The 21,311-nt window shown below is 69.4% G+C and carries 11 protein-coding genes; 1 reads left to right on the top strand and 10 read right to left on the bottom strand.

What is annotated here, in order from left to right; genetic code table 11:
* Positions 1-80 precede the first annotated feature (80 nt).
* The 6 genes from ABZ345_RS20575 to ABZ345_RS20550 form a co-directional block, all read right to left on the bottom strand.
* Complete coding sequence (locus tag ABZ345_RS20575) at positions 81-1,223, bottom strand: toxic anion resistance protein (protein WP_359850792.1); 1,143 nt, start codon at positions 1,221-1,223, stop codon at positions 81-83.
* 1 nt (position 1,224) lies between these two features.
* Positions 1,225-2,298, bottom strand: a complete 1,074-nt coding sequence (locus ABZ345_RS20570; RefSeq protein ID WP_359850789.1) for a hypothetical protein — start codon at positions 2,296-2,298, stop codon at positions 1,225-1,227.
* 105 nt (positions 2,299-2,403) lie between these two features.
* On the bottom strand, positions 2,404-3,072 hold the full coding sequence (locus ABZ345_RS20565; protein WP_359850786.1) for a winged helix-turn-helix transcriptional regulator: 669 nt from the start codon (positions 3,070-3,072) through the stop codon (positions 2,404-2,406).
* A 1-nt stretch (position 3,073) separates the two neighbouring features.
* Positions 3,074-3,730, bottom strand: a complete 657-nt coding sequence (locus ABZ345_RS20560; protein WP_359850783.1) for an alpha/beta hydrolase family protein — start codon at positions 3,728-3,730, stop codon at positions 3,074-3,076.
* Positions 3,727-4,659, bottom strand: coding sequence for an LLM class flavin-dependent oxidoreductase (locus ABZ345_RS20555; protein WP_359850780.1), 933 nt, complete (start codon positions 4,657-4,659; stop codon positions 3,727-3,729). Before ABZ345_RS20555 ends, ABZ345_RS20560 begins: the two co-directional genes overlap by 4 nt.
* A gap of 293 nt (positions 4,660-4,952) precedes the next feature.
* A complete protein-coding gene (locus ABZ345_RS20550) occupies positions 4,953-7,028 on the bottom strand; it encodes a putative Ig domain-containing protein (protein ID WP_359850777.1) in 2,076 nt (691 codons plus the stop codon).
* A 192-nt stretch (positions 7,029-7,220) separates the two neighbouring features.
* Here ABZ345_RS20550 and ABZ345_RS20545 point away from each other — a divergent pair, with 192 nt between their 5' ends.
* On the top strand, positions 7,221-7,547 hold the full coding sequence (locus tag ABZ345_RS20545; RefSeq protein ID WP_359850774.1) for a transcription initiation protein: 327 nt from the start codon (positions 7,221-7,223) through the stop codon (positions 7,545-7,547).
* Here the strand turns inward: ABZ345_RS20545 and ABZ345_RS20540 are convergent.
* The 4 genes from ABZ345_RS20540 to ABZ345_RS20525 are packed head-to-tail and all read right to left on the bottom strand — an operon-like array spanning position 7,533 to position 21,307.
* Entirely contained in the window at positions 7,533-7,916 is a 384-nt protein-coding gene (locus ABZ345_RS20540; protein WP_359850771.1) for a VOC family protein, read from the bottom strand. The two genes, ABZ345_RS20545 and ABZ345_RS20540, sit on opposite strands and share 15 nt — an antisense overlap.
* A 23-nt stretch (positions 7,917-7,939) precedes the next feature.
* Entirely contained in the window at positions 7,940-8,881 is a 942-nt protein-coding gene (locus ABZ345_RS20535) for an alpha/beta hydrolase-fold protein (protein WP_359850768.1), read from the bottom strand.
* Positions 8,878-10,566: an ABC transporter ATP-binding protein gene (locus tag ABZ345_RS20530; RefSeq protein ID WP_359850765.1), complete on the bottom strand. Its 1,689-nt coding sequence runs from the start codon at positions 10,564-10,566 to the stop codon at positions 8,878-8,880. Before ABZ345_RS20530 ends, ABZ345_RS20535 begins: the two co-directional genes overlap by 4 nt.
* Positions 10,556-21,307, bottom strand: a complete 10,752-nt coding sequence (locus ABZ345_RS20525) for an amino acid adenylation domain-containing protein (protein WP_359850762.1) — start codon at positions 21,305-21,307, stop codon at positions 10,556-10,558. The genes ABZ345_RS20530 and ABZ345_RS20525 overlap by 11 nt, the downstream gene beginning before the upstream one ends.
* Positions 21,308-21,311: the final 4 nt, after the last annotated feature.

Below are 21,311 nucleotides of genomic sequence, written 5' to 3'. Positions count from 1 at the left end.
GACGTCATCTGGGCGCTGCTGCGTGATGGCCGGGAGTTTCATCGCTCACCACAGCTCACGGCCCAGGCGGCTTGACACGATCATTGAGACTCCTCAGCGCTGCGGACGCGGCTCAGGTGGTCGTGGGCGCGCCGGATCTCGGCGTCCAGCGCGGACACCGTCGTGGACATCGAGTCGGCCGCGCGGGCCTTGAACGTGTCGATCGCGTCGATCGCCGCGTAGATCTGGTCGAACGAGGTCCTGACCGCTTCGATGCCGACCGCGGGAGTCGACGCGATGCGCTGGACGTCCTGCCCCTGCAACGACATCAGCGTCGCGTTCGACTTCAGGATCGAGTCGGTGAGGCCGCGCACGGCGTCGACCTGGTCGATCACCTCGCGCTGCCCGGCCAGTGCCGCGGCCACCGCCACGCCGATCCGCAACGCCGTGACGGTCGTGCTGACCGCGCGTTCGATGCCCTTGATCAGTTCGTCGTTGTTGCGGCGCACGACGTCCAGTGCCATGTAGCCCTGTGCACACACCGCGAGCTGAGTCAGCAGGTCCTGGTGCCGTTGCCGCAGTCCGAACAGGACGTCGGCGCGCAACGCGTTGGCACGGCCCGGGTCGGACATGTCGAGGATGTCGACCTGCCGTTGCACGGCCGCGTCCATCTCGGCGGCGAGCGCGGCGTCCTGCGACAGCTTGGTCATCAGCTCCCACAACCGCTGCCGCTCGCCCTTGATGGCCGCGTTGTCGCGCTTCAGGGCGTCCTGGCCGGACCGCAGCTTCAGCACGATCCGGTTGACCCGCTCGTCGGCCGCCCGCAGTCGCGCCAGCAACCCCTTGGCCGCGTTGCCGCCGGGGATGAACCCGAGGATCTTGCGGCCGGTCAGCTTGGTCAGGTCCTGGGGGTCGAGCTCGCGCACCGACCGCCGCAGTTCGACCAGGCTCGTCGACACCTGGGCGCCATGAGGTGACGAGACCGACGCGAGCGTGCGGTCCAGCATCCGGCCCGCGATCTGGGCCGCCACCCGCATCTCCGCCTCGCCGAGCACCAGCGCCTCGTCGACGATCCGGCTGAAGTCCGGTGACTGCGGATCCACCGCGGACAGGGCCGAGATGAATCGCTGGGCCTGGGACGAGAGCTCGAGCTTCGCGTCGTCCGCCACCGGAATCAGCCCGGCGGCGCGGTCCACCGGCACGGGCTCGACGGGATCCGGTGGGGTGAGAACGAAATCGGACATCTCAGTACTGCTTCGCGATCGCTTCGAGCATCCGCTCGAGCGTCTCGTGCGCGGGCGGTTCGACGACGTCCACGATCGTCTGCGGCACGGTCAGGCTCTTCTCCTTGACGATGTCGTTGAAGCTCTTGGGATCGGAGGTGCGGAAGCCGAACGTCGCCGCGAGCTTCCCCAGTTCGGCGTCGGAGGACAGCAACTGCCCGACCTTGTCACCGTTCTCCCGCAACGGCACCAGCGTGTGCTTGGACAGCACGGTCGGCGCCGGGTAGAGCAGCTTCATGTCCGGCCGGATCGTCGAGTCGCCCCGCACCACCCGGTCGACGAACTGCGCCTCGTACGCCAGCACCAGCGGCGTCTTGCCCATGCCCGCGGACAGGTAGTCCTCGAACGGGCCCTCGCTGCTGCTCTGCGCGTAACCCTGGTCCAGGAACAGCTTCGACACCGCGGGCAGCACCTTGGCCTCGGTGTCCTGCGAGGACACCACCCCGCCGTTCGCGACGAACGACGTGATCGCCAGGTACATGGCCGCGGAGTTCGAGTCACGCGGGTCCGTCGTGGTGACCAGCAGGTTCTTGCGCGCGGGATACGCGGTGTTGCCGGGCAGCTGGTCCCAGCGCGTGCTCTTCGCGGCCAGGTCCAGGTACGTCTGCACGTCGAACGTCTGGTAGCCGGGCCCGGACTTCACCACGCCCGCCTTGGTCAGCAGGTCGATGATCGGGTCGAACGTGGCGATCACCATCGGCGACGAGAACGGCGCGTACGTCCGCGCGGCCTTGCGGTCGCGCTGGATCTTCTCGGCCGCGGGCGCGCTCGACGGGAACGCGAAGTCGTACGAGTTCAGGTCCGTGGCCGTCGCGATCTGCCGCGACCCGGCCGGATCCACCTCGACCTTGAGCCCGTGCTTCGCGAAGACGTCCTTGACCCGCTGGTCGGCGAAGAAGGCCAGCTTCTCCGAGCCGATCACGCCGCGCACCGTCTGGAGCTGGGCCGGTTCGTCGCCGCCCTGCCCCAGGACGATGGCCGCCACCACACCCACCAACAGTACGACCGCAAGTCCGATGCCGAGCGTTCTCTTCACTGTCCACCTCTGCCGAAAGCCCTGTCAGGGAGCAGATCCTTCGTCACTTCGACGCCGTTACAGGGGCAGTCGTCGCAATCGTGAGGTGAACAGTCGGTGAACGGGCTAGTCGCGTTGACGTGCGGGAGGCAGCGGGAAGAGCTTGGTCAGCTTGCGCAGGGCCGCGCGGTCGCCGGACGCCGACGCGACGCCGGTCTTGATCGCCTCGGCGAGGGTCAGGCGCTGACCGGTCACGTCGACGAACGCGTCCTCGTTGATCGTGATGGTCGCGTCCGGATGCTGTGCCGGGCCGTGCAGCACCTCGATCGTCCCGTCGTCGACGCGGGCGTGGAAAACCTCTTCGTCGACGCGGAACTCGTACACCGCGCGGAACCCGGCGGCCGCCTCGGCGTCGAAGCAGGCACGAAGACCGAGCACCGCCCAGCCGGGGTGGAACGTGTCGGTGTCGTGCCGGTCGCCCATCGCCCACTTGAGCCCCCACCGGGCCAGCGCCAGGACCGGCGGCCCGAGCTCCTCGCCGGCCTCGGTGAGCGCGTACGCGGGGGTGCGGGCGGGCGGCGGGAGCGTGATCTTGCGGGCGAGCCCTTCCCGTTCGAGGTGCTTCAGCCGGGCCGCCAGCAGTCCGGTGCCGAGGCCCCGCAGGCTGGCCTGGAGGTCGCCGAACCGCTTGGGCCCGGTCAGCAGTTCGCGGATCAGCAGCAGAGTCCAGCGCTCACCGACGATGTCGAGGGTGCGCGCGGTGGCGCAGTACTGGTTGTACGCTCGCTGGTCCACTTCAACACCCTAGAAGCAGCCGGACCAGCGGTTCGGGGTGGGTGAGCATCACGTCGTGCGGGCCGTCGAGTGCGAGCGTCCGGTATCCGGCGGCTGCGCCGAGCTCGTCGAACGGGTAGGTCCGCGGCCGGCAGCAGACGGCGGTTCCCGGGACGCGGTCGACGGCTCTGGTCAGGCGGGTGGGTTCGGTGAACGTCCGCAACGGCTGGGGTAGCAGGCGTGGAGTCAGCCAGGCCGCGGTTTCGGGATCGGTGATGCCGAAGGACTCCGGTGCAGGGGCGGGGATCTGCCCGCGGCTGTCGGCAGCGGCGCGGACTGTCCGCGCGAAGGCATCGGGGGCGAGGCTGACCAGGCTGGCCCCGTCGGGTCCCGCCCAGCCGTCGACGAGGACGACGTGGCCGACGGCGTCCGGCCTTGCGTCCGCGGCTTCCCGGACGACCAGGCCCGCGTAGCTGTGGCCGACCAGCACGATGTCGTTGTCCTGCACCGTGTCGACGGTGGCGATCACTGAATCGGCGTCGTCGTGCAGCCCGCGGTCCGCAGGGGTGGTGAGGTCGACGGTGATCGTGTGCGTCCCGGCGGCGCGCAGCAACGGCACGACCCGGTCCCAGGCCCACGGGCCGTGCCAGGCACCGTGAACGAGCACGAACGTGGTCATCGCTGCTCCTCCTTGCGCAGCAGGGGCAGCACTTGGCCGGCGAACTCGTCGAGGTCCTCGTCGGTGGTGAGGCGGACGACCACGTGGCGCACTCCGGCCGCGGCGTACCCCGCGAGCCACTCGGCGGCCTGTGCCGCGGTGCCGGCGAACATCGCCTGGATCGAGGCCACGGACTCGAGCGGGGCGTTGTAGTAGCGCTCGATGCTCGTGCGCAGGCGTTGGCGCGCCCTGTCCGGGTCCTCGTCCAGGCAGAGCGTCGCGTACAGGGCCGGGACGACCGAACGGGAAGCCGTCTGCTGGATGGTCGCCAGTTCTTCCGCGTACGTCGTCGTCTCGGGCGGGTAGGGGAGCCAGCCGTCGGCGAGGCGGGCCACGCGCCGCAACGCCGGTCCGCTTCCCGCCAGCCAGATCGGCGGGCCTCCTGGGCGGAACGGCGGGGGAGTCAGTCGCACGTCGGTGAAGCTGAAGTGCTTGCCGCGGTGGGAAATCTCCTCACCGGACCACAGCCGTCGCATGACGTCGATCGACTCCTCCAGGCGGCTGACGCGGCGGTCGAACGCGATGCCGAGCGCGTCGAACTGAGCCTGGGTGGCCGGGTTCGGGAACCCGCCGCCCATGCCCGCGACGAGCCGTCCCTCCGCGAGCCGGTCGAGGGTCGCGAGCTGGTGCGCCAGCAGGATCGGGTGGCGCAGTGCGGGCAGCAGCACCGCCGTGCCGAGCGTGACCCGTTCGGTCGCCTGGGCCACGGCCGCCAGCAGCACCAGCGGGTCCGCGCGCGGTCTGGTCACGGGGCTGTCGCCGGCCCAGACCGAGTCCAGCCCCAGCTCCTCAGCCTTGCGCGCCAAGGCGACGAGCCGTCCCGGTTCGTGGCGTCCCAGCACGGCGTCGTCTCGCGTCGGCAGCAGATAGCCGACTTCCAGCTTCGTCATCGTCCCTCCAGAGCCTCGTGCCGACCCTAGTCCATTTACTTCCTGATTTTGAAGTGACAACTTTTGAATCAGGTAGTCAACTGAAGGAGGCGCGCGAAAGCAGAGGCGGACGACGTGGAGATCGACGCGGCGGTCCAGTTGATCCTGGTCGACGGCGGGCGGTTCAAGCTCGGCGTGGAGCTGTGCGTCTCGCTGCCGTCGACGTGGCACTGGTGGTCAACGGCATCCGGCTGTGACGAAGCGCCCCGCGCTCTCCCGGAAGGAGAACGCGGGGCGCCCGATCAGCCTTCGACTCAGCCCTCGACGCGGTGCGACGCCCAGAACGACGTCAGGTCCGTCGAGCCCGCGGCGGCCTGTGCGGCGGCCTTGAACTCGGCGGTCGTCGAGACGCCGTACCAGTGCGACTGGGCGTAGGACTTCAGCAGGTTCGCCATCGCCGTGTCACCGATGAGCCGCCGCAGGTCGTGCAGCGTGCATTTGCCGTAGTTGTAGATGACGGTGGAGTAGCGCGAGGAGTGCGCGTCCCAGTACGCCATCGAGTTGCTGAGCTTCTCCGCGCTCGACTGCCAGGTGATGCCGCAGCCGCTGCCGGTCACGCCCCGGTAGAGGTCCGTGGCGTAGTCGGTGAAGCTCTCGTCGAGCCACGGCGAGTTGTACTCGTCGTTGCCCACGATCCCGTAGAACCACTGGTGCGCCAGCTCGTGCGGGAGCGCCACGTTCGACACCAGGTCGAGCACGAAGCCGGGGTACTCCATGCCGCCGAACCAGAAGTTGTTGTCCAGCAAGACGTCCATCTCCTGGTACGGGTAGTCGCCGAACCTCCCGGAGTGCACGTCGAGGGCGTCCTTCGCCAGGGTCAGCATCGAGGTGGCGTTCGCGTTCGAGATCCCGCTCGTGCCGTACACGTTGACCTTGAAGCCCTTCGGCGAGGTGCCGGAGATCTTCGTGAACGGACCCGCCGCCCACGCGAACTCGCGAACCTTGGCCGCCGTGGCGTGGGTGATCGTGTTGCTGCCGCTGACAGTCTCGGTCGACGTGCCGGTGCCGGGCGTGAGCAACGACGTCGGGTGCGTGAGGGTGACGTCGAAGTCGCTGATCACCGCGTAGAACGACTCGCCGTTGTTCGTGTACGGGTCGAGGTGCCAGCCCGCGCCGTCACGGACCGCCAGCACCGGCAGGGCGTTGCCGATCATGTTGTACGCGCCGTCGTGGCCGAACCGGTCGGCGCCGCTCGGGACGACGATGCTCAGGTCGAACCCGATGGTGCCGGACTGCCCCTGCGCCAGCGGTGCGGGCAGGGTGATCTTCAAAGCGGTGCAGTTCACGCTCAACGCCGACGGCGTGCCGCCGGTGACGTTGGTGACGGTGATCGGCGTCGACGGGCAGCTGCCGTGGTAGTTGTCCCAGAGCCGCAGGTACACCTCGGGCAACGCGGTCGGCGCGCTGTTGGTGAAGCTGACCGACTGGTGGCCGGTCCAGGTGTCGCCGGCGGCGTTGGACGTGAGGCTGACCGTGTACTGGGGGTTGGACGGCGTCCGCGTACCGTCCGCCGGGGGCTGCGAGCCCACGGTCCAGGTGAAGGTCGCGCTGCCGCTGTTGCCGGCCGGGTCCTTGGCCGTCACGGTCACCGTGGACGTGCCCGCGGTCGTCGGCGTCCCGGAGATCCGCCCGGCCGCGTCGATCGTCAGCCCGGCCGGCAGCCCGGTGGCGCTGTAGGTCAGCGGGTCGCCCTGCGGGTCGGACGCCTGGATCTGCAGCGACACCGCCTGGCCGGTCTGGGAGGTCTGGTTGCCGGGGCTGGTGACCGACGGGTTCTGCGCGTTGCCCGCCGTGGTGAGCGCGAGGTCGTCGAGCAGGAAGTTCGTGACCAGGCTGACGTCCTCGGTGCCGGTCACCTTGAGCGTCACCGTCTGCCCGAGGTAGGCGGACATGTCGATGCTCTTCTGGACGTAGCCGGTGTTCTTGTCCAAATTGGAGTAACTGGCGACGGTCGTCGAGTCGATCTGCACCGTCAGCTTGTCGTACTGGGTGCCGGTGGTCGTCTCCTTGGTGTCGATGTGCAGCCAGTACGTCAACGTCGCCGAGGTGCAGCCGGCCGGCAGGGTGACCGACTGCGACAGGGTGTCCGTGTGGGTGGTGCCGTCGCCGCCGAGCCAGGCGACGGTGCTGCCACCGTGCGCGGGTTCGGCGGTCGTCGCGGCGGAGATGACGCCGGCCGTCTGGGTCCACGGCGTCGTCCCGTTCTCGAAGCCGCCGTTGCCGATCACCTGGTCCCCGCACGCGGCGGCGAACGCCGGCGTGGTGGGGGTGGTGAGACCGAACAGGGCGGTGACGAGCGCGAGCGCGGCAGGGAGCGCTCTTCTGGTCATCGGATGGTTCCTTTCTGCAGGGGCAGGCACAGGGTCATCCGATGGGAGGGCGTCGAGCAAGGATCGGCTGTTCACTGGGAACGAAGAAGCCCGTTTTATCCTGCGGTGTCCCGGAAAAAGCCGCAGACCGATGAGTTTCGCGCGCCTCCTGAGTCGGTATGGATGAAGAGTCCGAACCGAGGAGGTACAGGCATGAAGTTCATAACGATCGGATATGGCTCGCGCGAGGACTACGACCGGATGGATCCAGTTGTGCGCGACGAGGCGCACGCGCACGACCAGCGCCTGCGTGACGCGGGTGCGGAGATGGGCATCGCCGGTTCACCCGTGCAGGTGCGCAACCACGACAACGCCGGTACCGAAGTGGCAGAAGGCGCGTTCCTGCGGTCCGACCTGCCGGTGGCGGGCTTCTCGATCATCGAGGCCGCGTCGGTGGACGAGGCGATCAAGCTCGTCGCGAACACTCCGTGCGCGGTCGGTCATGGAGTGGTGGAGGTGTGGCCGCTAACGCAGGGGTGACCTGTCGCCCACAGACCAGTTGTGGCCGAACGGATCCGTGAACCCGCCCTGCCGGTGGGTGCCCCACGGCATCTGATGGTCCACGACCGCCGACCTCTGGACGGCCCCGGCCGTGATGGCACGGACCACGAGGCCGTCCGGGTCGTCGGTGAACACCTCGATCCGGACACTCGTGACCCCGTCGGGAGCGGTCTCCGCGGGATTGTCCGGATTGACCTGGTGGACGAAGAACGCGGCGCCACCGAGCGACAGACCGGCGACACCGCCGAGGTTCCACAGTTCTGTGGCGCCGAGTGCGGTCTTGTACCAGGCGACCGCGGCGTCGGCGTCCGGGACGATCAGCATCACTGAGATCACTGGTTCGGGCATGGCGACCAGCGTGCCGGATCAGCTCACAGATCGCTGAGCAACCAGGCCACGTCGCGAACCAGCGCGTGCCGCCAGCCGACGCGGTCGTGCCCGGAGGGGGAGCGATCGAACCTTACGTTGGCGCCCGCTTTCGCTGTCAGCTCCTCCACGGCCTCGCAGTGGCGATGCATTTTCGGCTCGTGCTCGCCGACGTCGAACGCCACGCGCACCCCGGACAGGTCGCGGTCGCGGAGACGTTCCGCGGTGTCGCCACCAGCTGGACCGTCGAGGGTGAACCCGGAATCTGACAGATCACGGGTCCACCAGAACGACCCTGACTGGCACGCGACCCGTGACACCAGATCCGGGAAGTCGAGGGCTGCGTTGAACGCGCTGAGCCCGCCGAGACTCTGGCCCGCGACCACGAACCTGGTGGGATCCACAGTCACGCCGTTGGTCGCGAGGAGTGGCAGCAGCTCGTCCTGAATCGCCTGCCACAACGCAGGATCGTTGTACTCGGCGGCGCGATCCCTTGGCGTGGGCAGGAAGACCAGGGTGGGCATCTCGTCGCCCATCGCAGACTCGAAGGCGGCGACGGCCGGGTGCACGTACATCCAGTCGTCGCCGTCGAGCAGCAGAACCACAGCCGGGCCGCCCTTGTGCACGCGAACCGTCTTGCGCCCCAACGCGCCGTTCCACCTGACGCGCAACGTTGGCACGTCCAGCACCTCGTCCGGCCCGACCACCGGCCAGTGCGGCTGCGGCTCCAGATCGGGAGTGCTGAAGAGGGAGCGGTTCGGGCCGGCGCCGGCGGGGTTGGCCGGGTCGGCGTGTTCCTCGCCGTCGAAGAAGTGGTACGTCACGCGCAGCCGCGGTGGCATCTCGACCTCGGCGGACCAGACACCCCCGGCCTCGGTGAACGGAACGGGCTCCAGCACGTCCTCGAACCGCACCGAGCCGGCGGAGGTCCAGTGGAAGGTCGTCATCGGGCCACCGCCAGCTGGTAGGAGGAGTCGCGGCCGAGCAGTTCGCGATGCGTGCCCTCGCCGGTCACCGCGCCGTCGTCGAGCACGATCACGCGGTCGGCCACGTCGAGCAGCGCCGGGCTGCTGGTGATCACGACCGTGGTCCGGCCGCGGCGCAACGCCGTGACGTTGCGGGCGATGAGCTGTTCGGTCACCGCGTCGACGGCCGTCGTGGGATCGTGCAGCACCAGGATCTCCGGGTCCGCGGCCAACGCACGAGCCAATGAGAGCCGTTGCCGTTGCCCACCGGAGAGGTTCGCGCCGCGGTCGCGCACGGCGTAGTCGAGGCCCTCGGAGTGCAAGGCCACGACGTCGGTGAGCATCGCGGCTTCGACGGCCTCGTCGATCAGCTCGCTCCTGCCGGACGGATCAACGTTGTCCCGCAACGTTCCCGCGAACACCTCGTGGTGTGACGGGTTGACCAGCAGGTGCGTTCGCACGCTCTCGATCGTCAACGCCGCGATCTCCTGCTTGGCCACCCGAACGACGCCCGAGTACGAAGAGGGCGGCACGTCAACGGAAAGCACCGACGCCAGCTCGGCCGCGGCCTGCGGCTGGTAGGCCGCGATCGCGACGAACTCGCCGGGTCGCACCGAGAAAGTCAGATCCCGCAACGTTCCGTGCGTCAGCCCCTCGACCTCGAGGCCGCCATCGGGGCCGGGAACTTCGACTCCGGGCTTCATCAGTGGGGGCGCGGCCAGGATTAACGCCATCCGTTCTGCCGACGCGCGCGCGATCATGACGTATTTCGGCATCTCGGAGAACATCTTCAGCGGCTCGATCAGGAACTGCGCCAGCCCGACCGCCATCACCAGCTGGCCGATTCCGATGGTGCCCTGGAACGTCAGATACCCGGCCCACAACGTGACCGCCGCCGCCAGCAACGAGTTCAGCGCCAGAGCAGCACCCGCGTAGACACCGTTGACCCGTGCCACGACGATCGACTGCTTCTTGGCCTCGGTGCTCACCCGCCGATAGGCCTGGAACGCCGCGTAGCTGCCACCGAACCCGTGCAGCGGCCGCAGACCGGCGATCAGGTCGGACACCTTCGCCCCGGCCCGCGCGACCTTCGCCTGCTGGACCTGAGTGCTGGCCCCGATTCGGCGTGACATCACGCTGAGCACGCTGAGAATCGCCACCGTGCCCACGAAGACCAGCACCCCGAGCGGCACGCTGATCACCGCCAGCACGACACCCGTGATCACCACCGACACCAGCGAGCTGACCAGCAGCGGCACCACCTCGATGATGTCCGCGGTTTGGTCGGCGTCCTCGGTGGCGATGGTGAGCACCTCGCCGGACTTGAGGTCGACGTCGCGTGCCACCGGCTGCAGGCCGTGGTCCGCGACCGCGACCCGCCACCGGTGCGCCTCCGTCGTGTTCGCCTTCTGCAGGATCCGCATGCCGAACCGCCACGAGTACGACACCGTCGCCATGACGAGCCCGAGTGCCAGCAGCGCCAGGCTCAAAGAACTCAGCTGCCCGCCGCGCAGCGCGTACTCGACGATCACGCCGAGCAGGATCGGCACGGCGGTCTCGGCGGCCTGGTACGACCCCATCAGCAGGGTCCCGGACGCCATCGCGCCGACGTTGCGGCGCAGGGCTTTTCGCAGGATGTCCTGGCCGGAGTGGACTTCAGTGCTCATCAACGTGGCGCGCAATCGCTTCGGGGGTGGACAGGGTGAGCAGGTCGCGGATCGTGACGACCGGGCCGAACTCGCGGCGCAGCAGTCCGGTCAGCCGCACCGCGAGCATCGAGTGCCCGCCCAGGTCGGTGAAGCCGCTCGTCATGCCCACCTCGTCCTCGTCGAGGTCGAGCGCCTCCGCGAACATCTCGCGGACCATGGTCTCGGTCTCGGTCAGCTCCCGCGCTTCCTGCTTCACGAGAGTGCCGAGCGGCCGGGCCTCGGGCAGCGCGGCGGTGTCGGCCTTTCCGTTCACCGTCAACGGAATCGCGTCCACCGCGGCGTAGTGCGAGGGCCGCAGGTAGTCCGGCATGCCCGCGCCGACCTCGGCCGCGATGGCCGGGATGTCCGCTCCTGGTTCGAGCACCAGGTAGGCCGCGAGCCGGTACGCGCCGTCGACCTGCGGGTCGGACTGCGCGACGGCGGCGACGAACCGGACGTCGGGATGTGCCGCGAACCGCGCCTCGACCTCGCCCAGCTCCACCCGGTGCCCGCGGATCTTGACCTGCTTGTCCGTGCGGCCCAGGTACAGCAGGTTCCCGTCGGGGCGCTTGATCACCAGGTCGCCCGTCCGGTACATCCTCTGTCCCGGCACCCACGGGCACGCCACGAACCGTTCCGCCGACTGACCGGGCTGGTCGAGGTAGCCGCGCGCGATACCCACGCCTGACACGTAAAGCTCGCCCGCGATGCCGTCCGGCACGTGCCGTAGCCACGGGTCGAGGACGTACACGTCGGTGTTGTCGATCGCCACGCCGACCACCGGGTCGACGCAGTCGAACGTGCCGACGCCCAACGTGTTGATCGTGTACTCCGTTGGGCCGTAAAGGTTGTAGCCGACCGTGCCGGGCGTCTCCGCGAGCAGCTGCCACAGCGTCGGCGTGACCGCCTCACCGCCCAGCAGCACGAGCGCCGGCTTGTGCTGGTCGAGCAGGCCCTCGGCGACCAGTTGCTGCGCATAGGTCGGCGTCACGTTGATGACGTCGATCTCGTGCTCAGCGCAGTACTCGACCAGCCCGTTGGCGTCGCGGCGCAGTTCCTCGTCGCAGATGTGCACCTCGTGGCCGTCGGCGAGCCAGAGCAGCTCCTCCCACGACATGTCGAACGCGAACGACACTGTGTGCGCGATCCTGAACGTGCGGTGCCCGTGCTCGGCCAGCACCGGTTCGAAGATCCGCCGCTGGTGGTTGACCAGCATGTTCGTCAGGCCCGCGTACTCGGTCACGACACCCTTGGGCTTGCCGGTCGAGCCCGACGTGTAGATCGTGTAGGCCGCGTGCTTGAGCCGGTTCGGGTCGTTCTCGGAGAACGTGATCACGGGCTCGGCTGATGGCCACGGCTCGTCCAGCTTGAACGTCGGGCCCTGGATGCGCGGCGCCACCGCGGAGGTCGTGATGACCAATGACGGTTGCGCGTCGTCGATGATCGCGGCGATCCGCTCGTCCGGGTGGTCCAGCTCCAGCGGCACGTACGCCGCCCCGCAGCGCAGGATGCCGAACAGCGCGACGACCCACTCCATCGACCGCGGCACGGCGATGGCGACCGACGTCTCGACGCCGATTCCGCGCGAGGACAGCACTCCGGCCAGATGACGGCTGCGGTCCCGGAGCTCCGCGAACGTCATCGTCTTGCCGTGCGCGACGAGTGCGACCCGATCCGGGTTGCGGTCGGCGGCCTGGTCGAACAGGTCGACCACCGTGAGGTTGCCGAAGTCGTTGGCAGGGTTCAGTTCCGGCGTGAGTCCGGACCCGATCGAGCCCAGCAGGCCGTCCGTGCTGGTCAGCTCGTCGAGCACCTGCAGGTAGGAGTCGAAGAGCCGTTGCGCGAACACGGGGTCGGTGACATCCGGGCGGTACTCGAGCTTGACCGTGAGCTGCTCGCCCGGCGTCACGACCCACGTGAACGGGTAGTGCGTCGAGTCCTCCCCGTCGTGGTCGGTGATCCCGTTCTTCGCGTTGAACTCGGTGTACGTGTCGTCGTTCAGGAAGTTCTGCAGCACGAACAGGTTGTCGAACAGCTGGTCGTGGCCGCTCGCGCGCTGGATCTCGCCGAGCCCGAAGTGCTCGTGCTCCATCGTCGCGACCCGCGAGGCCTGCAACGAGGCCAGGAAGTCGCCCACGGTGTCGTGCGGCTGAGCGGTCACCCGCATCGGCACGGTGTTCAGCAGAACTCCGACGATCCCCTCGGTGCCCTCCTCGTCACGTCCGGACACCGTCACGCCGAACACCGCGTCGCCGCGCCCAGTCTCGCGGCCCAGCACCAGTCCGAGCGCTCCGGTGACCACCGAGTTCACCGTGACGCCGTGCCGGCGCGCGGCCTCCCGCACCTGGTTCGAGGCCTCGACCTGCAACGTCCGCACGATCTTCGTCGGCAGCGAGTCCGAAGTGGACTGTCCACCGAGGAGTGTCGGGCCGGGGAGGTCAGCGAGGTGGTCCGCCCAGAACCGTTGTACTGCCTCGACGTCCTTCGAAGCCAGCGCACGGGTGTAGCTCTCGAAGCTCGGCGTGGCGTGCGTCGAGTCGACGGGCTCGCCCGCCACGAGCGCGCGGTAGGCGTCGAACAGGTCGTCCAGCACGATCGCGCGCGACCAGCCGTCCCACAGCAGCAGGTGGGTGGTGAACAGCAGCGTGTCGCAGCCGTTCGGCAGCCGCAGCACGGTCATCCGCACCAGCGGAGGCGAGGTGAGGTCGAAGCCCGTGCCGCGGTCTTCGATCCGCAACGCCTCGACGGCGTCGGAGTTCAGCACGTCGACGGTTCGCACCGGCACCTGGCCGCTGATCCCCAGCACCTGCACCGGCGTGCCGTTCTCGTCGGTCTCGAAGCCCGCGCCCGCGACCGGGTGCTTCGCGATGACGTGCTCGAACGCCTTGCCGAGTGCGCCGGGGTCGAGCCGCCGGTCGAACGTGAAGCAGCTCTGCGCCACGTACTGACCGGACCTGCCCGCGAGCTCCGCCTGGAAGTACAGGCCGCGCTGCAACGGCGAGACCGGCGCGGTGTGCCGTACGGTCGCCGAGGCGTCCGCGATCCGTTCCAGTGCCAGCAACCAGCGGGCCGCGATCTCGTCCGACACGTCCTCGGTCAGCCCGAACGTGGCGCGCAGCGAGCCGGCGGCGTCGACCCAGCAGTTGATCTCGACCGGGTACGGGCTCGGCCGGTTCTCGGGATCGACGTGCAGCGCCTGCGACTCGCTGGCCCGGCCGAGATAGTTGAACAGCACCTGCGGCCGGGGCAACGCGGCCAGCACGGGTGCCGTCTGCGGGTTCAGGTGGCGCAGCTGACCGAACCCGACGTGCGCGACCTCGTCCGGTTGGCGTGCGACGACCTCGCGGGCCGCCGCGACCGGATCGGTCTCGGGACTGAGCTTCACGGGCGCGACCGCGGTGAACCAGCCGACCGTGCGGGTGTAGTCGTGGTGCTCGGCGGCAGGCACGCGGCCGTGCCGTTCGAGGTCGACCACCAGGTCGGACGGCGTGCTCTGGATCTCGGTGAGCGCGGTCCGCAGCGCGCCGAGCAGCAGTTCGGTCAGGCCGATGCCGAGCGCGGCCGGTGCGGTCCGCACGACGCGACCGGTGATGTCGGCGGCCAGCGTGACGGTGACCTCGCGCCGTGCACCGAGCTCCGGCGTGAGCAGCGGGGCGTCGAGCGTCTCGATCCACCGTCGCAGGTCGCCGCCGGACTGGGCGTTCAGCGTCAACGCCGCGGCGTACGAGGCGAACGACGTCGTCAGCGGCGCCAGCTTCTCGCCCCGCATCGCGACGGCGAGGTCTTCGAGCAGGATCATCCAGGACACCGCGTCCACCGCGAAGTGGTGCACCACGACGACGAGCGTGCTGCTGTTCTCCAGCCACGTGAACGCCGCCATGACACCGGCTTCGGAGTCGAGCCCGCGCGCGGCCGACTCGGCAGCCTCCTGCGGGTCGTCCGCCGACACCACGACGTCGACCTCGGTCGCCGGTTCGGTCCGCAGCGACCACACACCATGGTCGGTGTTCAGGCGCAGACGCAACGCGGGATGCGTTGCCACGACAGCGTTCGCCGCGCGCCGGGCGTCCTCCAGGCTCGCGCACGAAAGCTGCCTGGCCTGCGCGAAGAGGTCGAGCGACCCGCCGAGCTCCCGCAGCCGCAACACGATCGGTGTCGGCGCGACCGGACCGTCCGCGATCTCCTCGACAGGAGCCTTGTGCTCCACGGGCTGTGCGGCGAACTTCTCCGCAAGCGCTCGCGGGGTCTTGTGCAGGAACATGTCGCGCGGCGAGATCGCCAGTCCCAGCGCCCGCGCCCGGTTCACCACACCGATGGCCACGATGCTGTCGCCGCCTGCCACGAAGTAATCGGTGTCGGCGTCCACATCGGACACCGGCAGTGCGTCGCGGAAGATCTCGACCAGCGAGTCGAGCACGGAGGTGTCCGCCGCCACGACCGGCGACTCGTCCTCACGGGCGCGTTCCCGCAAAGCGGCGCGATCCAGCTTGCCGTTGATCGTCAGCGGCAGCTTCTCCAGCGGGATGACCCGCTGCGGCACCATGTGCTGGGGCAGCTTCGCGGCGAGCACCGACTCGAGGTCGGCGGGCGGTGTGCCCACGACGTGCGCGACGAGGTGGTCGGCGGTGTCCGCCACGGTCACGGCCACGTCGACCACGCCCGCGATCTCGCGGACGACGGCCTCGATCTCACCCAGTTCGATGCGGAAGCCGCGCAGCTGCACCTGGCCGTCGGAGCGGCCGAGGAACTCGATCTCGCCGTCGAGGTTCCACCTCGCCAGGTCACCGGTGTCGTACATCCGGGAGCCATCGCCGGCGAACGGGTCGGCGACGAACCGGCTCGCCGAGAGCCCCGGCCGGTTCGAGTAGCCGTGCGCGAGCTGCGGTCCGGCGAGGTAGAGCGCGCCGATGACACCTGGCCCGACCGGTCGCAGCCGGTCGTCGAGCACGTAGGTCCGCTGGCCGGGCACGGGCGCGCCGATCGGGCAGCCGTCGGCCTCGAAGTCGCGGTCGTCGAGCACGTGCGAGGTGGTGTACACAGTGGACTCGGTTGGGCCGTAGCAGTTCACCAGCTCCGGACGCCGGGTGCCGTACCGCGCCACCCAGTCGCGCAACCGGCCGATCTCCAGCGCCTCGCCACCGACGGCGATCCGGCGCACGGACGTGATCGGCTCGCAGTGGCTGTCCGCCTCGAGGAACTGGTAGAGCGCCGACGCCGTCTGGGCCATCCAGGTGACGCCTCGCTCGCGCACGAGCCGGTGCAGGTCGACGGGCGAGCGGGTCAGCGCGCGGTCGGGCACCACCAGTTCGGCGCCGTTGGTCAGCGAGCCCCACAGCTCCATCACCGCGGGGTCGAACGAGAACGAGTGGACCTGCGTCATCACGTCGTCCGGCCCGAAACCCATGTCCGGCTGGACGTTCGCCAGGAACGTCGTCACGCTGCGGTGCGACACCACGGTGCCCTTGGGCTTGCCGGTCGACCCGGACGTGTAGATCACGTACGCCGGGTGCCGCCAGGTCGCCGGTGTGAGCACGCCTTCGCCGGGCACCTCGTCGCCGATCGCGAGCACCTGTGCGGCGCTGCCGATCCGGGCGACGATCGCGGCGAACCGGTCGCGCTGCTCGGGGGCGACGAGCACCACCCGCGGGGCGGTGTCGGAGATCAGGTACTCGAGCCGGTCGTCCGGGTACGCCTCGTCCAGCGGCACGTACGCGCCACCGGCGGACACGACCGCGAGAGGCGAGACGACCTGCTCCAGCGACCGGGGCACGGCGACCGCGACCCGCTGGTGCGGTCCGACCCCGGCGTTCGCGAGTGTGCGCGCCAGCCGGTTCTTCGCCTCGGTCAGTTCGCCATAGGACAGGCTTTCCGAGGTGCCGTCGATCCGGCAGAACGTCACGGCGCGCGCTTCGGGCGCACGTTCCGCGGCCGCGTCGAACAACTCGGCCAGCGTGGCAGGCTCGACCACGGCCGGTTCGATGCTCTGCGGCGCGGGAATCTGCTCACCGGCCAGCAGGGCGTTGAGCGTGTCGGCGAAGGTCTCCACGATCCGGCGCGCACCCGCCGGGCGGATCACCGCGCTGTCGTGCACCAGGTTGAACAGCACCGAGCCGTCGTGCCCGCGGGCGACCACCAGGGTCAGCGGGTAGTGCGGCGCGCCCTCGTTGACGACGTCCGCGATGCCGAACGAGTCGCTGCGCAACGAGGTCACGTCGGTCGCGACGTCGAACACCACGAGCGTGTCGAAGAGCGATCCGGCGTTCGCGAGCTTGCCGATCCTGGTCAGCGACACGTGCTGGTGCGGCAGCACGGCGGTCTGGTGCTCGCGCATCGCGTCCAGCAATTCGCGGGCGGTCGTGTCGCCAGACCACCCGGCGCGGACGGGAATGGTGTTGATGAACAGGCCGACGAGCTCGTCGATGCCGGGCACACCGGCGTCGCGACCCGACACCGTCGAGCCGAACACGACGTCCTGACGGCCCAGGATACCGCCGAGCGTCACGGCCCACGCGCTGTGCACGGCGACGCTGAGCGACACCCCGGTCGCCCGCACCCGTTCGTCCACATCGGACGGTGCGTCCAGGATCATGTCGGCGAACCGTTCGGACGGCACGTGGTCCGGCACGGTGATCGACGGTCCCGCCAGGCCTTCCAGTTCGTGCGCCCAGACGCGGTCGCTCTCGTCGGCGTCGCTCTCGATGAGCCATCGCACGTAGTCGGAGTAGCTGCCGCGCACGTGCACCGACCCCGGCGCGTCGTACTCGGCGAGCAACGCGCGCAGCATCGGCGGCACCGACCAGCCGTCCGCGATGATGTGGTGCACGGTCTGCACCAGCACGTACTTCTGCGGCGCCGTGCGGATCAACGTGTAGCGCATCAGCGGACCGGCGGCCAGGTCGAACCCGGCGACGCGGTCGCGTTCGGCGAGCTCGCTGATCTCCTCGTCGGACATGCCCTGGCCGTTCACCGTGGTGAACACCGGCCGCACACCCGACTCCAGCACCGACACGACCCGGCCGTCGGCGAGGCTCGCGAACCGCGCGGCCAGGTTCGGGAACAGGTCGAACACCCGCGCCGCCGCTTCTTCGAGCCTGCGGGCGTCCACGGAACCGGTCAGCGTCAGCACCTGCTGCTCGACGTACCGGTGCGCGGAGTCGTCGTCGAAGACGGAGTGGAAGTACAGGCCTTCCTGCAACGGCGTCAGCGGCAGGATCTCGCGCAGCGCCGGGGAGTCCAGGGCGTCGACGTCGGCCTGGGTGAGCGGCAGCAGCGGGAAGTCGCTGGGGGAGTGGCCACCGGCGGTGAGCTCCGCCAGACCTTCCAGCGCGGCAACGAAGTACTCGCCGATCTTGGCGGTGTCCTCGTCGGTGAAGACCCCGCGCGGCCACGAGACCACGGTGACCAGTTCCAGCTCGCCGTCGGCACCGGATTCGGCGGAGGCGTTGAACTCCAGGGCGCGCGGCAGCCGCATCGCCGGGTCGCGCTTCTCGCCGAGCTGGCCCGCATTCTCCGCGAGCTGCCAGTCACCGGTCGTGCCACCGGAGAACCGGCCGAGGTAGTTGAACAGCACCTGCGGCCGCGACGCGTCGAACCGCTCGTCGCTCAGGTACTTCAGAGCGCCATAGGAAACGCCGTTGCTCGGCACTCGCGCCAGATCTTCCTTGACGCGCTTCAAAGCCACGGACAGATCGTCGATGTCGACGGGGTCCACCGTCACCGGAAACAGCGTCGTGAACCAGCCAACCGTGCGGGACAGGTCCGGGTCGAGCGGCACGAACCGGCCCTCGCGGCCGTGGCCCTCCAGTTCGATGTGCGCGAACGTCTGGTCCTGGCCGTTGTCGCGCCGCCACCGGGCCAGCGCGACCGCGAGACCGGTCAGCAGCACGTCGTTGACCTTGGCGTGGAACAACGCGGGCACGTCGCCCAGCAACGCCGCAGTGGCCCGGGAACCGACCGTCACGGTGCGGACCTGCTCACCGGCAACGACATCGTCATCGGTCAGCTCACGCCGGCCGAGCAACTGGTCCACGCCCGGCAATGTGCGCTCGTAGTACGCACGGTCGCCCTCGAAGCCGGCCTGCTCCAGCAATTGCGTCCAGCGCCGGAACGACGTGCCGACCGGATGGAGCTCGACCGGATCGCCGGAAGAGACCTGCTGCCACGCAAGGGCGAGGTCGTCGAACAGGATGCGCCACGAAACACCGTCGATCACCACGTGGTGGATCACGATCACGAGCTGCCGTGCCGCCGGCCGCCACACCGCACGCAGCATGATGCCCGCATCGGGATTGAGGCCCTCGGTCGCCGCTTCGACGCACTCGTCCAGCGGCGCGTTGCTCTCCTCCCACAGCGCGTGCCCGTCCGCGGGGATGTCGAACGACCACCGCGAACCCCGGACCAGCTTGGCGCGCAAGATGTCGTGCCGCGCGACGACAGCGTCGAGGATCTGCGTCAAAGCGTCGGCGGTCAGCTCGGCCGGGGTGTTGAGCACGACCGACTGCACGAACCCGTCGATCGCGTCGGTGGTCTCGCCGAGCCACTGCACGATCGGCACGCCCGCCACCGGCCCGGTCGGCACGTCGTCGTGGTCGACCGCCGAAGCACCGTCACGGGACGCGACGGCAGCGAGCGCACGAGGCGTGCGGTTGACGAAGATCTGCGTGGCGGTGACGAACACACCCTCCGCCCGCAACGCCGACAGCAGCGAGATCGCCAGGATGCTGTCGCCGCCCAGCTCGAAGAAGTCCTGGTCCGCGCCGACCTGCTCGACCCGCAGCACCGACGCCACCGCCGCGCAGATCACCGCCTCGTCGTCGTTCGCCGCGGCGGTCATCGGACCGGCCTCCACCACCGGTTCCGGCAGCGCGCGACGGTCGAGCTTCCCGTTGGGCGTCAACGGGAATTCACTCATCACCACGACGTGCGCCGGCACCATGTACTCGACGAGGTGCTCGGTCGCCCACTGCTTCACGGCGTCCGAGGTCAGCGACGGATCGGACGGCACGACGTAGCCGACGAGGTAGTTGCCGCCGGCGGAGTTCTGGCGCACCACGACGCAGGTGTGGCGGACCCCGGGGTGCTCGGCGAGCGCGACCTCGACGTCCTCCAGCTCCAGCCGCATGCCGCGGATCTTGACCTGGTTGTCGACGCGGCCGAGGAAGTCGAGCGACCCGTCCTGCGCGAACCGCGCCAGGTCACCGGTCCGGTACAGGCGCGAGCCGTCGGCGGCGAACGGGTTCGCCACGAACCGCGACGCCGTGAGGCCGGGAGCGTTCACATATCCGCGTCCCAGAAGGAATCCGCCGATGTACAGCTCACCACCGACCCCGGGCGGGCACGGCCGCAGCCGGTCGTCCAGCACGTAGAGATCGGTGTTCGGGTTCGCCTTGCCGATCGACGTCGACAGCCGCTCCGCCTCACCGCGGTAGATCACGTGCGAGACGCCGATCGTGGCCTCGGCCGGGCCGTACCCGTGGTACATCGGGATGTCGAGCTGCGTGCGGAACCGCTCGTACAGCTCGGGCGTGAGCACCTCGCCGCCGCACCACACGTGCCGCAGGCTGGCGAGCTCGCCGTCGCCCGCGATGTTCAGCAACACGTCCAGCATCGACGACACCAGGTACACGAACGTCACGCGGTGCCGCGCGATGGTCGCCAGCAGGTGGTGCGGGTCGCGTTCGCCACCGGACCGCACGACGACGGTCCGGCCGCCGCACACCAGCGGCAGGAAGATCTCGTTGATCGAGATGTCGAACGACAGCGGCGCCTTGAACAGCGACGCGTCGGAATATCCGAAGTGGAGGATCTGGTCGACCTGCCACAGCAGGCGTTCGCTGATCGCCTCGTGCCGGATCATCGCGCCCTTGGGGCGGCCGGTCGAGCCGGACGTGAACATCACGTACGCGAGCTGTGCGCCGAGAATGGTGACGTCGACGGGCTCGGGGGAGTGCTCGCCGAAACCCCAGTCGTCCAGGTCGACCGCGACGGCCTCGGGCTCGTTCTCGTTACCAGCGCCCAGAAGTAGGACGATCTGCGCGTCGGTGATCACGGACTCGCGGCGGGAAGCGGGCCACTGCGGGTCCAGCGGCACGAACGCGCCACCGGCCTGCAGCACGGCGAGCAGGCTGACGATCATCTCGGCCGAGCGGTCCAGCGAAATGCCGACGACCTGCTCGGCCCGAACGCCGCGCTCGGTCAGAAATCGAGCCAGCTGGCTGGAACGGGCGAGCACCTCGCCGTAGGTGAAAGCACGGTCGCCGTCGTTGATCGCCACGGCGTCCGGCCGCGCGGCGGCCTGCGTGCGGAACAGCTCGACGATGCCGGGGCGTTCGCGCGGGAACTCGTTGTCGTTCCAGCGAACGAGGTCGGCGAGGCGCTCGTCCAGGGTCTGCGCGGTCAGCGTGCCGATGGCGCGGTTGGGGAACTCGGCGAGGTCGTCCAGCACCCGCTGGGCCGTGGCCGCGTCGACGCCAGGGGCCAGTGGAATCAGCCAGCCATCGGCTTCCTCGACGACGTTCGACTGCTGACCCTTGTCCGCCCACACCAGCAGATCCCCGAAAAGCGTTGCGGGCGAGAGCTCGAGCCCGTCGACGATCAGCGTGGGATCCGCCCAGTGCGACAGTGCCACCGCACTTGCGACAGCGATGGTCCGCTGCGGGTACTCACCGGCACGGCGCCGAACGGAGGCGATCCGATCGGAGGAAAGCAGCACCTGTTCCATGTAG

The organism is Lentzea sp. NPDC005914 (assembly GCF_040629405.1).
GTDB lineage: Bacteria > Actinomycetota > Actinomycetes > Mycobacteriales > Pseudonocardiaceae > Lentzea.
This window is presented reverse-complemented; position numbering and strand designations above follow the sequence as displayed.

What these genes read in the sequence shown, in the direction of transcription:
- ABZ345_RS20540 (WP_359850771.1), bottom strand. Translation starts at nt 7,916, where the DNA reads ATGCCCGAACCAGTGATCTCAGTGATGCTGATCGTCCCGGACGCCGAC.
- ABZ345_RS20535 (WP_359850768.1), bottom strand. Translation starts at nt 8,881, where the DNA reads ATGACGACCTTCCACTGGACCTCCGCCGGCTCGGTGCGGTTCGAGGAC.
- ABZ345_RS20560 (WP_359850783.1), bottom strand. Translation starts at nt 3,730, where the DNA reads ATGACCACGTTCGTGCTCGTTCACGGTGCCTGGCACGGCCCGTGGGCC.
- ABZ345_RS20575 (WP_359850792.1), bottom strand. Translation starts at nt 1,223, where the DNA reads ATGTCCGATTTCGTTCTCACCCCACCGGATCCCGTCGAGCCCGTGCCG.
- ABZ345_RS20530 (WP_359850765.1), bottom strand. Translation starts at nt 10,566, where the DNA reads ATGAGCACTGAAGTCCACTCCGGCCAGGACATCCTGCGAAAAGCCCTG.
- ABZ345_RS20525 (WP_359850762.1), bottom strand. Translation starts at nt 21,307, where the DNA reads ATGGAACAGGTGCTGCTTTCCTCCGATCGGATCGCCTCCGTTCGGCGC.
- ABZ345_RS20555 (WP_359850780.1), bottom strand. Translation starts at nt 4,659, where the DNA reads ATGACGAAGCTGGAAGTCGGCTATCTGCTGCCGACGCGAGACGACGCC.
- ABZ345_RS20545 (WP_359850774.1), top strand. Translation starts at nt 7,221, where the DNA reads ATGAAGTTCATAACGATCGGATATGGCTCGCGCGAGGACTACGACCGG.
- ABZ345_RS20550 (WP_359850777.1), bottom strand. Translation starts at nt 7,028, where the DNA reads ATGACCAGAAGAGCGCTCCCTGCCGCGCTCGCGCTCGTCACCGCCCTG.